Raw genomic sequence first — 14,464 nt, forward strand, 5'->3', positions numbered from 1 at the left:
TAAACAACTAAAGGATATTACTATGAAACCAGAAGAAATCACAGCCGCGTTAAACGCAAAAGGTTTTACCGTAACCATGCTTGCCGATGTAATAGGCAAGCGCCCTAGCTCTGTCTCTGCCGTTATATATCGCCATACCACCTCAGTTGATACAGCATCAAAGATTGCTAAAGTGCTAGGTAAAGACATCGCGGATGTTTTCCCTGATGTAAAAACCTACTCCAACGCAATTAACAGAGATGAAAAAATGGCAGAGCTTAAACAGTTACTCGCCTCATAAGGCCTAAGTAACCAATTAATCACTAAGTCAACCATCGAACCAACAGGATCACTATTATGACTAAAATGCGCTCGCCGCTGCTCACACAACCACATCAAGGTCAGCAACTGATTGCTGCGTTGCTTGTACAGTGTGCGCACAGCAATACGCCGTTGCATATACCGCTTGCGGCTCAAGTCAATAATCAACTGTTTAAGTGCCACAGCACTGCACAAAGTAAAGGGAGTGTGTTGAATGGCTTTATCGTCTATGCACAGCCAAACCAATATATTGTTTACGGTGTATGTTTGCATGTTACGCCCTTGGGTGTTGGTGTTATATCCAGCGTAGCGCTATGCAATGTACAAAGTGAAGTTCCAAAAATTGTTTGTTTTTGGAATGCCATTTTAGCTATTTTTTGCTTGCCAAAAGGAGCGACTCATGACTAAGCCAAAACGCCGTCAGTGGGGTCGTATTGTTGCCCGTAGCCTGCCCGAAGCACTCCAGCTATGTAAAGAACACGCCCAGGCAACGCGTCAAATGAGTGTGCCACGCATCGCCGACAGAACAGGTATTAGCACCGATATGCTGTACAAGCATTTAGGCAGCGGCGATATGCCCACCAGCTTGCTTATTCCGTTCATGGCAGCAACAGGGCGCGAATACCCGCTAATGTACATGGCGCATAGCCTAGACAAACTTATTGTTGATATGCCCAAAGGTAAAAAACCAAGTAACAGCAACCTTACCCATTTAAACCTATTTGCTAACCAAGTGATCGGCATGGTGATGCAGTTAGAAGAAGGTGCAGGCAATGCCCAATATGTGGCAGAGCAAATAATTTTGTTAATGCAACAACTCGCTTATCAAAAGCTCGAAGCCGAAAAGCTTGACGAACCCCAAGCCTGTTTTGACCTAATCCACGAACCCCATTAGTTAAGAGCAAAAGCCATGAAACCTGCCCCTATCAAAGACCAAGAACCGTCTAAATTTCGCCCAAGTAGCACTAAAACGGTGTTTTTGATGACTATGGCGCAGTTAAAAGCAATGGCTAATAAGGAATACAAAGCATGAAATTACTAACTCAAAAAATCACTATAGAGCAGCTCAAGATTGAATCACCAAAAATCACTCTACAGTGCAACTGCTGCAAACGTGTAGAACACGGCACCATACCAGTCGAAGCATTTATTGATGCAGCCAGTTACATGGGCTGGCGACACGTTACAACCTGCCACATTGAAATAGAGGCAGCATGCCCTAGCTGCGTTAAAGAACTGCGCGAGTTCTACCAAAGCAAGCAGGTTTCAGCATGAGTTCCACATTAGTGTTAATCGCTTTAGCTCTGTTTTTTATTGGACGGTTTTTCTTTTTACGCCGCTACTGGCGGGCAAAGACTAAGGCTGTTTTGGCGGCTTCCATGTCAAATGCAAGCGAAGCGTTTCGCGAAGAACTGTTGAATCAACATTGCTCAAACCGAGTAATTCTTCGCAGAACTTTTCAAGTATTTCGGTAGTAAGAGGATCCTCACCATGGCGTTTCATAGCACTAATGTTGGTAGCAAGATATTGCAGCAACCCGTCTTTGGCGGCAATACCTTCATCAGCGATAACAAAAAAACTCATGATGTTTTTAAGTGCAGTTTGATAGGCGTCGGTGTGGTTAGTCATTTAATTACGTCCTTGTTTAGTTTTACAAACAGTTTAACGGAGTACTCACAGTGAGTGAACAATATATTTCAACAACCATGCAGCGCGGCCTAAACGCCATTAAAGCGCTGAGCGGTTATGAAGCCGATGGCCTGCGCCCGGGCGAATTGGCTAAGCGTTTAAACATCACCCAATCACAGGCTACCGCAGTTATTAAAAACCTGATCCAAGCAGGCTTTGCCGAGCATTGCCCGTGGGATCAAAACAAAGTGCGCTTAGGACCAGCCCTAATCACTTTAGCCAATAGCGCCCAGCTGGCGATTACCCAGCGCAGCCAGCAACTAGAACAAGACCGAAGAAATTATGGAGCAATAGTATGAACAAATTAAAAGCGATAACAACAGAGTTAGCTAAAGATAGAAGCTACATGAAGAAGTCTATTGTTTCTTCAAACGCGAGTAAGTCTTCAACCCACTTTTCACACTCGGCAGCAACATTGGGTGTAACTGTACCATCAGCTGTTTTTGCTAAGTGCAATATAAGTGGTTGTAGTGAAATTACACGCCTAGTTGACAACCCTCTTAATAGCGTTATTAAAGTTTGTTCAAGTACCAAACATTCGGCCTCTCTTTCTTTCATACGCTGCTCTAGCTCTGATACTCGTTTTTCTAAAAACGCCAGTTTAGATGAGTCCATTTCGTTTTCCTTTTGTGATGATGTGAATAACACATCAAACAATAGCACATCATATTTTAAACAGGTTACTGCCTACTTTTCTCGTAAAAAGAAGCTCCGTGTACCGTGTCATTCAGGTAAAGCCGTTAACCCTGCGGATGTTGTGTGGGATGTAGAGCACTGGGCGCAAATACAAGCACTGCGCTTAGACTGCTCCTTACAGAGTGTGTATTTAATACTTAGCACGGTAACGCGAGGGTCAAACGTATGAGCTGCACTATTTATTTAGGCGTGCTCGACAGCGGCAAAATCACCCTTGAGCAATTAAGCGAATGGCTAGAGTTGTTCGACGTAATGATTGAGCTTTCTCCAGACGAGGCGGCACACGATTTTATTGCACTAAAGCACAACTTACTTAAAAGCCTTGCTGAACATGGAGTAATTGTTGATAGCCAAACTCACAGTAGTTATTACCGCTTTAGCATCACTATTGCGAATAGCTGGCTAGGCGATTTAGGCGAATGGATAAGTTCACACAAAGAGGTATTACGCCACCACTTTATTAGGCCACTTGTTCACAAGCAAAAGCACCAAGCACTCAACCGCTATGAACAAGCAAGCCTAACGCGTTTCCGCAAAGAGTGTGCAAATAATTCAGCCATGCAAAGAGCGCTAGACGAGGCTTTTCGCTTTGAGGAGTTTGCGCTATGAGCAATACAACCGAGCAACTTGCTAAAGGTAATGTATTAAATGCAATTGCTACTGATTACCACGTGCTGCTTAAAGAGCAAACCCAGCACCGCTTTGATTGGCTAAAGCAGCAAGCGTGTGAACATCAAATCCCTTTTGAGGCGCTGAGCAGCGTTTGTAACTTTTTAAATGATGACGAAAACCCACTAATCGATAACGAGCGCTTAGGTGAGCTAGTCATTGCTATGGATCGGCTATTTAACAGCCCTTTATTTAAAAACGCAAAAACCTTTACTAACACCGAGCTTGCCATAAAACAGCTTATTTATCTGCTCTCGGCTTATGTGACTGAGCAAGTTGTGACATGCAACACAATCGAACGCTTATTAATTAATGGCCACGTACAGCAAGCCAGGGCAAGCGCCTTATTTAACCTTTTTAAGGAAAACAATCATGACTAATAAAGACCTAACCACCGTTGAAAGCGAAGCACAACACGCTATTGCCGACAGCCAACAAAGCACAGCTGTTAGAGACCAATCATTGGTTGAAGTAGGACAAATACAAGCTTTTGACTTTATGAAAAAGCAAAGTGAGGCGTTTAACCTCAAAACTATTTTAAAGCACAAAGAGAACAAAGCTTATAAAGGCCTGCCCTATACCGATGAAAACGGTAACACCGCCTATACAAAAACGTGGGAAGACTACTGCATTCATAAAGTGGGTATGTCGCGCAAAATGGTGGATGAAAACCTTGCTAATTTAAAACACTTTGGTGAAGCATTTTTAGAGTCGAGTAAAAAGATTGGCCTAGGTATACGTGATTTAAAATCTCTGCGTCAATTACCAAGTGACGAGCAAACGTTAGTGATTGAGTCTGAGGCGATTGATACCGGTGATAAAGAATCAATTAAAGACCTGATTGACGACCTAAAAGCCAAGCATAAAAAAGAGCTTGATACCGAAAAGAAAAAAGCGAAAGAGATTGACGACCAACGCCAAGTTGCCGTTCGTATGCGTGACGAATACCAAATGAAAGCCATGGACTACCAAACGGAACTTGAAAGCACCAAGTTCAAGGCCGATGCCTGGGTAGACCAAACCAAGCACCTACTGTTTGAAGCCACCAAATATGAGAGCAATGCCGTTGAATCGCTAAGCCGCTTAATAGCACTGCGTGAGCATTTTTTAGATGACGATAACTTATCACCCCAAGTAACCGAGTACTTAGCAGCAGGCTTACTACATAGCTTTAAAACCCTCGCTGAAGACTTTGCCCAAGCATGGCTTGAAACCTCAAACATTCTTGAGGGTTACTTACCAAAAATGCGCCCCAGCCTTGACGTACTGCAAGAGCTTAACGACAGCGCCATGAGCAACGAGGAGTAAGCATCATGGCTGACGAAATTTTACTTGGTTTTAAACAGCGCATTGAAAACGCCAAACATGGCGAAAAAGGCACTATTTTAGCTGAAGCTAAACAGCTACTTGGGCTAAGTAAAGATGCGTTTTACCGCGAGTTAGCCAAACTCGGTTACAGCAGTGGCCGTAAACCCCGTGCTGACAAAGGTAACAGCAGCCAAGACCCTGAAAGCCTAGATAAGCTCAAAGCCATGTTGGCGGTGGGTAATCGTAAAAATGGTAAGCAAATTGTTGAAACGCCTAATGCAGTAAGCATATTAGCGGCCAATGGTTGTGAGTTTAAAAGTAACAGTACGGTTAGGCGTTTACTGCGCGAGCAAAACGCCACGGCAAAAATGCTTACCCAAAGCACCGCGCATGTGCAGCTGCGTAGCCTTTACCCTAACCATGTGCATCAGGTTGACCCTAGCTTGTGCTTAATTTACTACCCGCCTGGCGGTAAAAAAGGCCGTGTACAACGCTTTATGAGCGATGACGAGTTTTATAAAAACAAGCCAGAGAACCTTGAAAAAATTAAAAACCTGCGCGTATGGCGCTATGTATTAACTGATCACTATTCTGGTGCGGTACGTGTGCGCTATTACGAAAGCGCCGGTGAAACCATGGCAAACCTGTATGACTTTTTGCTTTGGTGCTGGGGTTTGCACAACGATGAAAAGTGCCCAGTACGTGGCCTGCCTGACATTTTAGTAATGGATAAAGGTTCAGCTAATACAGCGGGGGCAGTTCTTCGTGCCCTGGACGCACTCAGTGTTGATGTAATTGACCACGAAGTGGGCCGCGCACGCGCGAAGGGCCAAGTAGAAAACGCCAATAACTTAGTTGAAAAACTGTTTGAGTCGCGTTTGATGTTTGAGCCAGTAAACAGTGTTGCGGAGCTAAACGAGCATGCTATTTCGTGGCAGAACGCTTACAACGCAGATCAAATACCTCACTACTCAGCCAAGCATAGCCGCCACGGTAAAGGCCGTTATGAGTTTTGGATGAAACGCATGGCACACGGCAAAGTACGCGACCTACCAAGCGAAGATATTTGCCGCTGGTTACTTACCCATAAAGAAGAAACCCGCATGGTTAGGCCTGACCTGTCGATCACGTTTGTTCACCCAGGCGTTAAGCGCAGCCAAAAGTATGCGCTTGATGGCCTTGTTGGCATTTACAAAGGCTTAAAAGTGTTAGTGCTGCCTATGGCGTTATCAGAGCGTGGCGAAGTACTGGTGTATTGCAAGCACCAAGGCGAGCAGCAAATTCATACCGTAGCCCCCATTGAAACCGACGAAGCAGGCTTTGATGTAAACGGCGCGGTGATTGGCCAACAAATGAAAGCCCCTAAAGATACCTCATTGGATATTGCCCGTAAGCAAGCAGAGCGCGGTGCTTATCCAGGCATGAGCGATGAAGAAATTGTAAAAGCTAAGCGCGGTAAAAAAGCCGTGCCGTTTGGTGGTGCGTTAGATGCACACAGCCACTTAAACGAGCTGCAAACACCTGACTTTATGCGTGTACGTGGTGAGCAAGTTGATACGGGCTTACAGCAACCAACCCACACACTGGCGGGCGTTGCACTGCGTAAAGCCATTGTGGCAAAGCGCGGCACACCTATTACCCCTGAAGAAAAAATCTACCTTGCTGATCGCAGTATTGATGCAAGCCAATTACCTAGCTTACTTGACGAGCTAGCAACCTTTGACAAACCAAACCACTTAAACGTGGTTAATTTTACCCGTTAGGAGATCACCATGGGAAACAGTAAAAAGCACCAACTACGCAAAGCCGAAAAAACACCGTTTAACGTTGTGTCTGGCCGTACTCGCACCGTTTATATGGTGCATGTGAAGTTGGTTGATTCAAAACGCTGGACGGAACTAGCCGACGAAAAAGGCCAGTACATTTTTAATGACGAGCAAGAACGCGATGAGTTTTTTAACCGCGTGCTAGCCGCTTATCCAACGCAATACAGGAAGGTGGCATGAGCGAACCTAACGAGCACAAAAAGAAGTTAAGCCGAAAGACCTGGAAGATAAAGCTAGGCCGCATGATGGCTAACCGTGGCATTACTTATAAGCAGTTAGCTCAGTGGTTAGATCATCATGCAGACGTAAAAACCAGCGAGGCCACGCTTAACAAAATAGTCACTAAGTCTGACTGGCCTAAACGCACGTTACCGCGTGAAGCACTCAAGGCAGGCTTAGAAAAATTCGCCATTGAAAACGGCTTAATTGTTGAGAGCAACGTTTACCAAATATTTTTGGATGATCCACATAACAACGCAGTGACCACAGGCAGCCAGTGGAAACATGCACATAAAACCAAACGCCTGATCATTGGTCACGAAGACTCAATTAACGGGCACATAGTCATTGAATTACCGGAGGCACAAATGCTTACACCAAGAGCAAGACAACATTTTAAAATTTTTAACGACCCATGGGATAACGAAATTTACAGCATTGACAATGTGTATTTAGGCGCTCAGCAGCGCTATGTGGTTGAGTCAATTATCAACTGCGCAAAAGTAGGTACCTTAATGGCATTGGTCGGTGAGTGCGGCAGTGGCAAAACTGTAATGATGAACTTTACAATGGAAGAAATACGCGCTAAGCATCCTAACATTCGAGTAATTCGCCCTGCACGAATTGATAAAAAGAAGATTGGTTCAAGCTCGATTAGTGAAGCAATCTGCCGTGAATTAAACATTACAAAACTACCGCGCAGCAGTGAAGACCGTGATTCGATTATACGTGATGAACTCACCCGCAGCTGTAACGCTGGCAACCGCCACATTTTACTCATTGACGAAGGCCACCGCCTAGACGAAGAAACCATTAAGCAATTAAAGGTGCTGTGGGAGCTAAGCGAAGGGTTCACTAAGTTAATTGGTATTTGCATTATTGGCCAAACCGAGTTGGACAAAGTTTTAAGCTCAATGAACGTGCGCGAATTTGCATACCGCGTAAATAAGTTAAATGTGCCGCCGCTTGGTACTGAGCTTAAAGAATACATTGATCACAAACTCAAAGCCGCCAACTTGGTACCTGAGAAAGTGATTGAACCCGCCGCGATTGAAAAAATGCAGCAAGCGCTGCGTGGTATTCGCAAGTTTGGCCGCACCACTGGCCGCCCTGATGAAACCGTTGATATGAGTTACCCACTCAACGTAAACACGCTGATGAAAAACCTAATGAACGAAGCGGCCGACTTAGGCGAAGACCGCATTACGGCAGAACTTGCCGAAGAATACGTGAGGGTTTAGTTATGGATAGCCGCATTCTTAAAAAGATTCGCCAGTGTTTAGCGCTTGCCAAGCAGGCAACCAACGAACACGAAGCATCTGCTGCAATGCGCCAAGCACAAAACCTGATGCGCAAGCATAAGGTAAGCGAAAGCGACATTGATTTTAGCTATGTACAGCATGAACGTGTTGAAACCGATTGCAAAAAAGTAGTGAGTTATCACGCTGCTTTATTGCATTTGATCAAACGGGTATTTGGTGTGCGCTTTGTGATGTCATTCAGTTTGTTTAGTAATTCAGAAGTCGCTTTTATTGGTATTAACCCACAACCAGAACTTGCTAAATATTGCTACGAAGTGCTCTGGAGCAAGCTAAAACAAACTCGCCAAGAGTATGTAAAGCAGCAACCTAAGCAGTGCAAGCGTGCAACTAAAGTAGCCCGTGGCGATCGCTTTGCTGAGGGCTGGGTGTTTGGTATTGCTCGCACGGTTGAAGAGTTCGCCCTTAGCGAAAAAGAAACCAGCATTATTGAACGCTACATGGCGCAAGAGTTCCCCGACCTGAGTAGCAGCTCACCGTTAAAGCGAGGCAAAAAAGCGAACACCAGCCGCGCAATTCTTGACGGTATTAAGGCAGGTAAAAAAGAGTCTTTGCATCGCCCAGTGCATGGCCAAGAGCAAACCAAACTTCAACATAAACCAGGAGCCTAACATGCCCTTTTTATCGATTACTGAATTAAATAAAGCGCTTCTAGGCCAGCTAAAAACAGAGAAGGAGCGTGCGAAGTACTTACTGCAATTTGAGATAACTGTACGCCTAACCTCTGAAAACTATCAAACCATCCTCAAAGCCAAGATAGGAGATATTGACTTGCCTATCACTGGCAATGATGAAAGCAGTGTAATAACTGCTGCTCGTATTTTTTTACAGCAGCAAGCAGCGTAAGGAACAAACCATGAACAGTGCAACAGCCCAAATTAGCACTACCCGATTAACCCACAATACCGCGCCATCAATTTATACCATTGCACAATTAACTGAGCTGGTTAATGGCGAAATTTTAGCGGGACGTAAAGACGATGCACTAAGCACTTTAGCGCAACTTCAAGACGCAACCCACAAACTTGAAACTCAAATCCACAATATGAAGGATAAACGCCATGGCTAAACAACCAAACCGCCGCGTAAAATCAGACGATATGCTGTCTGTAAGCAGCTCAGAGGAGTTAGAACAAACCATATTCCGCATTGGCCAACTGCAAACAAAGCTAGACATAGCCACTGCACAAACCAATCAAGCTATTGAAGATGCCAAAACATCGTTAAAAGAGACCACCACGGCAATCAATAACGAAATTAAGGTATTGAGTAAATCAGCTCAAATTTTCTTTAGCGCAAACCAACAAGATATAGTGCCCGCTGGTAAAAAGTCTCGCATTTATACAGTAGGTGAAATTGGCACCCGCACACCACCGCTATCTGTCACAGTGAAGAACGGCCAAGATGTGATCGACGCACTTAGCAAGCTGCAAAAAAAGCTCAAGCTAACAGAGCTATTAAGCGTTAAAACATCCGTTAATAAGCCTGGTCTTATCAAGCACCGTGAAAAGCTCAAAAACATTCCAGGCATTACATTTAACCAAAAAGAGCAATTTTTTATTAAACCGGTGCATGTGTCTGTTGATCACTTAAGTGATGTGGAGGAGTCAGCATGAGAGCCACAACCTACAACGTACGTGTAGATGGTTGTTGCATGCTTACAACGCCATCATACAAAAAAGCGTTCAAGAGCTTTAACAAAGCCAAAGTTAACAACGCAAATGCCAAGGTTGCTTTTGTTAAAGAAGAAACCTTGGCCGTTCATCAACCTAGTGTAGCCATCACCGCTTAACGATATGCCGCCTACGGGCGGCTTTGGAGTAACCAATGAAAAAGTTAATTCAGCTTATCCAAATCGCTAAACGTGATCTCAATATGGACGATGATGTTTACCGTGCAAACCTTAAAGCCTGGGCGGGTATCGACAGCACCACTAAGATGGATAAAAAGCAGCTCGATAAAGTAATTAAAGGCATGGAAAAGCTCGGTTTTAAAAAGAAAAAGCCGGTAAAACGTAAGATTGATCAAGCCTTACTTGATAAAGAACCCAGGCTTAAAAAGCTAGGCCAAGTATGGACAATGATGAAAGCGCATAAGCTGCTTGAAAACGGCAGTTATATTGCTCTTGAAAAGTGGTGTGTAAAGCAATCAAAAAGTCTAAACGATGGCAAAGAAATTGAACGTTTAGACTGGATGGCCCCCATATCAAATGAGTTAATTGAACGTTTAAAGCGCTACCATTTACGCTTAATGAAACAAGCGATGACGGTAAAAATTGCCGCTGTTTTGCGCTACTACAAAGACCTTGATATGGAATCACTAGACGATGCAACAGAAATATTTGCCGTTCAAACAAAGCTGCAAGCAAGCCGTTTAAATATTCCCGTTAATATGCAGCGCGCGCGGTACCTTACAATTTTGCAAGCCTTTGAAGACTGCAACGAGTTTATTAAGCGCTTTGGTATATCGGTGGATCAAGCAAAGGAGGCTGGCAATGCAAAAACTAGCTAAATGCCCTCATTGCCGTGGTTTATTGGATATATCAGCAATTGCACATAACAAAGCGTCTGACGAACTGCTGTGCATTTACACTGCGCTGCCTGGTCATGCAAGTGCGGCACTAGCTGATTATGTTCAATTGTTCACGCCGGACAAATCAGACCTATCACACGCCCGCCAATTAAAGTTAAGCCAGGACATAATCGAGCTAACCAAACAGCACGATTTAGCAGTATTTACCCAAGCGCTAACCATTACTGTTGCAAGCATTCGTGATCACTGGGAGCGCAACGGTTATCGCCGTATGGGTGATGATCATGCCTACTTACAAAAGGTGCTAGAAACCGAGCAACAAAAGTTCTTAAACAGCCAAACATCTAAAACGGTTGTCTCTGCTAATCAGGCTATCGAAATGAAAGTCGAACGCCCTGAAACACTGCAAGAGTCAACTAAGAAGTGGCAAGAGAACCTAGCCAAGTACAGGAGCTAGTTATGTCATTAAATAGAAAAGATCATTTAGTTAAGAAGGCTATGCACGATTTAGAAAACGGTGGCGCTATTCTTACTCACGACTGGTTAGATGATAATAATTGTTCTGCATCTGATGCTGAATATGTAGCTTTATCAATCGCTCATGCTATTAGAAGTCATTACTTTAATCATAGACCTAGCAATGGATACACATTGAAAATGACTGGTTTATCTCTAGAAGAAGCGAAAGAGATCGCCGAAAGAAATCAGTCATTAATGTGGGCTGAGTTAGGTGATAAGTTAATTGCTTATCCATCGTCTGAAAAATATCCAATAACCATTTCAGGTTCACCGGAGTAAGTTATGAGTGGCAAAGCGCAAACAGCTGAAACTCTATTGATATTGTTAGACTCAATTGAGCGTATGCTTTTAGAGAATAAAATTGACGAAGAACAGGCCACTAAATTGGCTACGTTAATAGTTGATGACTTTCGCCACCAATGCGGTGGCATGAGCGTTTATATCCCTAAAGGTGTTGGGCTTGACGCCATACTTAAGCACAACCAAATTTACCAAGACTTTCGAGGTAACAACCACACAGAGCTTGCTAAGAAATACAACCTATCTGAGCAACGCATCTACCAGATTGTTCGCGCTGTACACGCCGCTGAAACCAAGCGAATACAACCCGAGCTATTCTAACCAACCAATTGCCCCGAAAGGGGCTTTTTTATGGCAAAAATTTACTAAAAATTCCCTGTCGTTTTTTTATTCAGGTGATAAATTAATTCAAATAACTTAAACTGATCTTGGCCGCATGAACAGCAGCTGTATCAACTTAAAATAAATGGAACTATATATGTTTTTGTCAAAATCAAATTGGAAATATACCACAGCATTAATAATTGCAGCTGCTCTTACTGGGTGTACTTCAACAGTTCAACTGGGTAAACATTCAAGCAAAATTGAGCAAGTAGATATCAAAAACTACACACTAGACGAAGAACAAACAGCCTATGTTGGTGAGCAGTTAATTGTTCGCAAATCTTACAAAGCAAGCTTTAAAAAAGATACTTACCAAGCGCTAAATGACTTTGTATTTGAAGGTGGTATTCTTTCTACAAGTGTGAATTTACATGGAACTTCTGGTGATACTTATAAGATTTCAGGTAAAAACGAGCTTGGAAATAGTGTAATTTCTATTCCTGGCAGCATTTTCATGTTGGGAATAAATAATGAAGGGCAATGGGATCAGACAGTAATGTCAAACAGCTTTTGGACTTCACCTGTTGGGAGTGGCGATACTTATACCATGAACCCACTTGATACCACGTTTAAGCTTGTAGAGTCTCAAGTACCGCTGTCTGAAAACGGTTATATAAACCATGAAATAGTTTATACAGGACAAGGTACGAACGGTATCAGTCTACTATATAGAGAGTACACATTTGAAAATATGGCCCGTTCTGACTTTAAGCAAGAGTTGGTTTACCCTGTTGACTCAAAGGAAATTAGATTTAGAAATTATTTAATCAAGATTATTTCTGTATCACCATCAGAATTGAAGTATCGAGTAATAGCAGAATAATTGAGTTTGAAAGTAAGTAATTTTCAATACTTGCTTACTTTCACTATTTTAAAGACTGTTTAAAATGCTATCCCACTAAATCCCAAGTCATCCCCGCTTATCCCATATTTTTCGCGAATTTTATTATCTAATTTTCTTAACTTGGATCACTAGCCCCTAGAACTTTTTTTAGGACAAACAAAAAACCCGCTTCATTTCTGAAACGGGTTTCTTCAATTAGGATCCTGGCAATGTCCTACTTTCACATGGCAAATGCCACACTATCATCGGCGCTGTTTCGTTTCACTACTGAGTTCGGCATGGGGTCAGGTGGGTCCAAAACGCTATTGTCACCAAGAAAATTCTTTTCAATTTTCTTATTTTAATTTTTAAGGTTAAAGTTCTTCAACTAAATTTGGAGCCTGGCGATGACCTACTTTCACATAACAAATGCTACACTATCATCGGCGCTGTTTCGTTTCACTACTGAGTTCGGCATGGGGTCAGGTGGGTCCAAAACGCTATTGTCACCAAGCAAATTTGGTTGTCAGTCCGTATTACTACGCACTAACTAAAATTTGGAATTTCTGATAATAAAGTTTTCAGTAAATCTACTTTAGTTATATTAACTTCTTCGCTTAAACTGTCGCATAAAACGCGTTTGGCGTTGTATGGTTAAGCCTCACGGGTAATTAGTACAAGTTAGCTTAACATATCACTATGCTTCCACATCTTGCCTATCAACGTTGTAGTCTTCAACGGCCCTTCAGAGACTTTAAAAGTCTAGTGAGAACTCATCTCGAGGCCTGCTTCGCGCTTAGATGCTTTCAGCGCTTATCAGTTCCGAACGTAGCTACCGGGCAATGCCATTGGCATGACAACCCGAACACCAGCGGTTCGTTCACTCCGGTCCTCTCGTACTAGGAGCAACCCCTCTCAATTCTCAAACGCCCACGGCAGATAGGGACCGAACTGTCTCACGACGTTCTAAACCCAGCTCGCGTACCACTTTAAATGGCGAACAGCCATACCCTTGGGACCGACTTCAGCCCCAGGATGTGATGAGCCGACATCGAGGTGCCAAACACCGCCGTCGATATGAACTCTTGGGCGGTATCAGCCTGTTATCCCCGGAGTACCTTTTATCCGTTGAGCGATGGCCCTTCCATTCAGAACCACCGGATCACTATGACCTACTTTCGTACCTGCTCGACGTGTCTGTCTCGCAGTTAAGCTGGCTTCTACCATTACACTAACCGTACGATGTCCGACCGTACTTAGCCAACCTTCGTGCTCCTCCGTTACTCTTTGGGAGGAGACCGCCCCAGTCAAACTACCCACCAGGCACTGTCCGTAACCCCGATCCAGGGGCCAACGTTAGAACATCAAAACTACAAGGGTGGTATTTCAAGGACGACTCCAACAAAACTAGCGTCTCATCTTCTAAGTCTCCCACCTATCCTACACATGTAGGTTCAATGTTCAGTGCCAAGCTGTAGTAAAGGTTCACGGGGTCTTTCCGTCTAGCCGCGGGTACACAGCATCTTCACTGCGATTTCAATTTCACTGAGTCTCGGGTGGAGACAGCGTGGCCATGGTTACACCATTCGTGCAGGTCGGAACTTACCCGACAAGGAATTTCGCTACCTTAGGACCGTTATAGTTACGGCCGCCGTTTACCGGGGCTTCGATCAAGAGCTTCTCCGAAGATAACCCCATCAATTAACCTTCCGGCACCGGGCAGGTGTCACACCGTATACGTCATCTTGCGATTTTGCACAGTGCTGTGTTTTTAATAAACAGTCCCAGCCACCTGGTCACTGCGGCTCCAATCAGCTTAGAGAGCAAGTCTCATCACCAATCGGAGCGTACCTTCTCCCGAAGTTACGGTACGATTTTGC

At 43.8% G+C, this 14,464-nt stretch carries 25 protein-coding genes and 3 rRNA genes (1 of these 28 only partly in view); 23 read left to right on the forward strand and 5 right to left on the reverse strand.

Features of this window, described 5'->3' with window-relative positions; translation table 11 throughout:
* Positions 1 to 22 precede the first annotated feature (22 nt).
* From ACMVDV_RS13605 to ACMVDV_RS13625, 5 genes are read left to right on the forward strand one after another with little or no spacing between them, the layout of a single operon-like run.
* Positions 23 to 280 (forward strand): helix-turn-helix domain-containing protein, encoded by a 258-nt coding sequence (locus ACMVDV_RS13605; RefSeq protein ID WP_416158484.1) that lies wholly within the window; start codon positions 23 to 25, stop codon positions 278 to 280.
* Positions 281 to 336: 56 nt separating this feature from the next.
* Positions 337 to 708, forward strand: a complete 372-nt coding sequence (locus ACMVDV_RS13610) for a hypothetical protein (protein WP_416158485.1) — start codon at positions 337 to 339, stop codon at positions 706 to 708.
* Positions 701 to 1,195, forward strand: coding sequence for a hypothetical protein (locus tag ACMVDV_RS13615; RefSeq protein ID WP_145236381.1), 495 nt, complete (start codon positions 701 to 703; stop codon positions 1,193 to 1,195). The genes ACMVDV_RS13610 and ACMVDV_RS13615 overlap by 8 nt, the downstream gene beginning before the upstream one ends.
* 15 nt (positions 1,196 to 1,210) lie before the next feature.
* Positions 1,211 to 1,333 carry a hypothetical protein gene (locus ACMVDV_RS13620; RefSeq protein WP_261375577.1) on the forward strand — a complete coding sequence of 41 codons (123 nt, stop codon included), beginning with the start codon at positions 1,211 to 1,213 and terminating at the stop codon, positions 1,331 to 1,333.
* The gene (locus tag ACMVDV_RS13625) at positions 1,330 to 1,575 is read left to right on the forward strand and encodes a hypothetical protein (RefSeq protein WP_416158486.1); all 246 of its coding nucleotides are present in this window, start codon (positions 1,330 to 1,332) and stop codon (positions 1,573 to 1,575) included. Before ACMVDV_RS13620 ends, ACMVDV_RS13625 begins: the two co-directional genes overlap by 4 nt.
* 81 nt (positions 1,576 to 1,656) lie before the next feature.
* Here ACMVDV_RS13625 and ACMVDV_RS13630 read toward each other — a convergent pair whose 3' ends face one another.
* A complete protein-coding gene (locus ACMVDV_RS13630) occupies positions 1,657 to 1,929 on the reverse strand; it encodes a hypothetical protein (protein ID WP_416158487.1) in 273 nt (90 codons plus the stop codon).
* 50 nt (positions 1,930 to 1,979) lie between these two features.
* Here ACMVDV_RS13630 and ACMVDV_RS13635 point away from each other — a divergent pair, with 50 nt between their 5' ends.
* Complete coding sequence (locus tag ACMVDV_RS13635; protein ID WP_416158488.1) at positions 1,980 to 2,288, forward strand: MarR family transcriptional regulator; 309 nt, start codon at positions 1,980 to 1,982, stop codon at positions 2,286 to 2,288.
* Positions 2,289 to 2,331: 43 nt separating this feature from the next.
* On the opposite strand, the gene ACMVDV_RS13640 is transcribed toward ACMVDV_RS13635, so the two are convergent.
* Positions 2,332 to 2,604, reverse strand: a complete 273-nt coding sequence (locus ACMVDV_RS13640; protein WP_416158489.1) for a hypothetical protein — start codon at positions 2,602 to 2,604, stop codon at positions 2,332 to 2,334.
* A gap of 22 nt (positions 2,605 to 2,626) precedes the next feature.
* Here ACMVDV_RS13640 and ACMVDV_RS13645 point away from each other — a divergent pair, with 22 nt between their 5' ends.
* From ACMVDV_RS13645 to ACMVDV_RS13725, 17 genes are all read left to right on the forward strand, one after another.
* Positions 2,627 to 2,854 carry a hypothetical protein gene (locus ACMVDV_RS13645; protein WP_416158490.1) on the forward strand — a complete coding sequence of 76 codons (228 nt, stop codon included), beginning with the start codon at positions 2,627 to 2,629 and terminating at the stop codon, positions 2,852 to 2,854.
* A complete protein-coding gene (locus ACMVDV_RS13650; RefSeq protein WP_416158491.1) occupies positions 2,851 to 3,294 on the forward strand; it encodes a hypothetical protein in 444 nt (147 codons plus the stop codon). The genes ACMVDV_RS13645 and ACMVDV_RS13650 overlap by 4 nt, the downstream gene beginning before the upstream one ends.
* A complete protein-coding gene (locus tag ACMVDV_RS13655; RefSeq protein ID WP_416158492.1) occupies positions 3,291 to 3,734 on the forward strand; it encodes a hypothetical protein in 444 nt (147 codons plus the stop codon). The genes ACMVDV_RS13650 and ACMVDV_RS13655 overlap by 4 nt, the downstream gene beginning before the upstream one ends.
* On the forward strand, positions 3,727 to 4,662 hold the full coding sequence (locus tag ACMVDV_RS13660; RefSeq protein ID WP_416158493.1) for a hypothetical protein: 936 nt from the start codon (positions 3,727 to 3,729) through the stop codon (positions 4,660 to 4,662). The genes ACMVDV_RS13655 and ACMVDV_RS13660 overlap by 8 nt, the downstream gene beginning before the upstream one ends.
* Before the next feature lie 5 nt (positions 4,663 to 4,667).
* Positions 4,668 to 6,425 carry a hypothetical protein gene (locus ACMVDV_RS13665; RefSeq protein WP_416158494.1) on the forward strand — a complete coding sequence of 586 codons (1,758 nt, stop codon included), beginning with the start codon at positions 4,668 to 4,670 and terminating at the stop codon, positions 6,423 to 6,425.
* 9 nt (positions 6,426 to 6,434) lie between these two features.
* Positions 6,435 to 6,668, forward strand: coding sequence for a hypothetical protein (locus tag ACMVDV_RS13670; protein WP_416158495.1), 234 nt, complete (start codon positions 6,435 to 6,437; stop codon positions 6,666 to 6,668).
* Entirely contained in the window at positions 6,665 to 7,948 is a 1,284-nt protein-coding gene (locus ACMVDV_RS13675; RefSeq protein ID WP_416158496.1) for an ExeA family protein, read from the forward strand. The genes ACMVDV_RS13670 and ACMVDV_RS13675 overlap by 4 nt, the downstream gene beginning before the upstream one ends.
* A 2-nt stretch (positions 7,949 to 7,950) precedes the next feature.
* Positions 7,951 to 8,637, forward strand: coding sequence for a DUF2786 domain-containing protein (locus tag ACMVDV_RS13680; protein WP_416158497.1), 687 nt, complete (start codon positions 7,951 to 7,953; stop codon positions 8,635 to 8,637).
* Between the two features lies 1 nt (position 8,638).
* Positions 8,639 to 8,872 carry a hypothetical protein gene (locus tag ACMVDV_RS13685; protein ID WP_416158498.1) on the forward strand — a complete coding sequence of 78 codons (234 nt, stop codon included), beginning with the start codon at positions 8,639 to 8,641 and terminating at the stop codon, positions 8,870 to 8,872.
* Positions 8,873 to 8,882: 10 nt separating this feature from the next.
* Positions 8,883 to 9,095 (forward strand): hypothetical protein, encoded by a 213-nt coding sequence (locus tag ACMVDV_RS13690; RefSeq protein ID WP_416158499.1) that lies wholly within the window; start codon positions 8,883 to 8,885, stop codon positions 9,093 to 9,095.
* Positions 9,088 to 9,642 (forward strand): host-nuclease inhibitor Gam family protein, encoded by a 555-nt coding sequence (locus ACMVDV_RS13695; RefSeq protein WP_416158500.1) that lies wholly within the window; start codon positions 9,088 to 9,090, stop codon positions 9,640 to 9,642. Before ACMVDV_RS13690 ends, ACMVDV_RS13695 begins: the two co-directional genes overlap by 8 nt.
* Positions 9,639 to 9,818 (forward strand): hypothetical protein, encoded by a 180-nt coding sequence (locus ACMVDV_RS13700; RefSeq protein ID WP_337150539.1) that lies wholly within the window; start codon positions 9,639 to 9,641, stop codon positions 9,816 to 9,818. Before ACMVDV_RS13695 ends, ACMVDV_RS13700 begins: the two co-directional genes overlap by 4 nt.
* 35 nt (positions 9,819 to 9,853) lie before the next feature.
* On the forward strand, positions 9,854 to 10,537 hold the full coding sequence (locus ACMVDV_RS13705) for a phage protein GemA/Gp16 family protein (protein ID WP_416158501.1): 684 nt from the start codon (positions 9,854 to 9,856) through the stop codon (positions 10,535 to 10,537).
* Positions 10,521 to 11,015 carry a hypothetical protein gene (locus ACMVDV_RS13710; protein ID WP_416158502.1) on the forward strand — a complete coding sequence of 165 codons (495 nt, stop codon included), beginning with the start codon at positions 10,521 to 10,523 and terminating at the stop codon, positions 11,013 to 11,015. The genes ACMVDV_RS13705 and ACMVDV_RS13710 overlap by 17 nt, the downstream gene beginning before the upstream one ends.
* Before the next feature lie 2 nt (positions 11,016 to 11,017).
* Positions 11,018 to 11,356, forward strand: a complete 339-nt coding sequence (locus ACMVDV_RS13715; protein WP_416158503.1) for a hypothetical protein — start codon at positions 11,018 to 11,020, stop codon at positions 11,354 to 11,356.
* Positions 11,357 to 11,359: 3 nt separating this feature from the next.
* Positions 11,360 to 11,698 carry a Mor transcription activator family protein gene (locus tag ACMVDV_RS13720; protein ID WP_182761594.1) on the forward strand — a complete coding sequence of 113 codons (339 nt, stop codon included), beginning with the start codon at positions 11,360 to 11,362 and terminating at the stop codon, positions 11,696 to 11,698.
* Between the two features lie 157 nt (positions 11,699 to 11,855).
* Positions 11,856 to 12,584 (forward strand): hypothetical protein, encoded by a 729-nt coding sequence (locus ACMVDV_RS13725; RefSeq protein ID WP_416158504.1) that lies wholly within the window; start codon positions 11,856 to 11,858, stop codon positions 12,582 to 12,584.
* Positions 12,585 to 12,806: 222 nt separating this feature from the next.
* Here ACMVDV_RS13725 and rrf (ACMVDV_RS13730) read toward each other — a convergent pair.
* The 3 genes from rrf (ACMVDV_RS13730) to ACMVDV_RS13740 form a co-directional block, all read right to left on the reverse strand.
* Positions 12,807 to 12,921 (reverse strand): 5S ribosomal RNA (gene rrf, locus ACMVDV_RS13730).
* Positions 12,922 to 12,983: 62 nt separating this feature from the next.
* Positions 12,984 to 13,098: ribosomal RNA gene (rrf, locus tag ACMVDV_RS13735) — 5S ribosomal RNA — on the reverse strand.
* Between the two features lie 136 nt (positions 13,099 to 13,234).
* Positions 13,235 to 14,464 (reverse strand): 23S ribosomal RNA (locus ACMVDV_RS13740); it runs 1,776 nt beyond the window's last position.

The organism is Pseudoalteromonas sp. ASV78, from assembly GCF_047806705.1.
Classification (GTDB): Bacteria; Pseudomonadota; Gammaproteobacteria; order Enterobacterales; family Alteromonadaceae; genus Pseudoalteromonas; species Pseudoalteromonas prydzensis_A.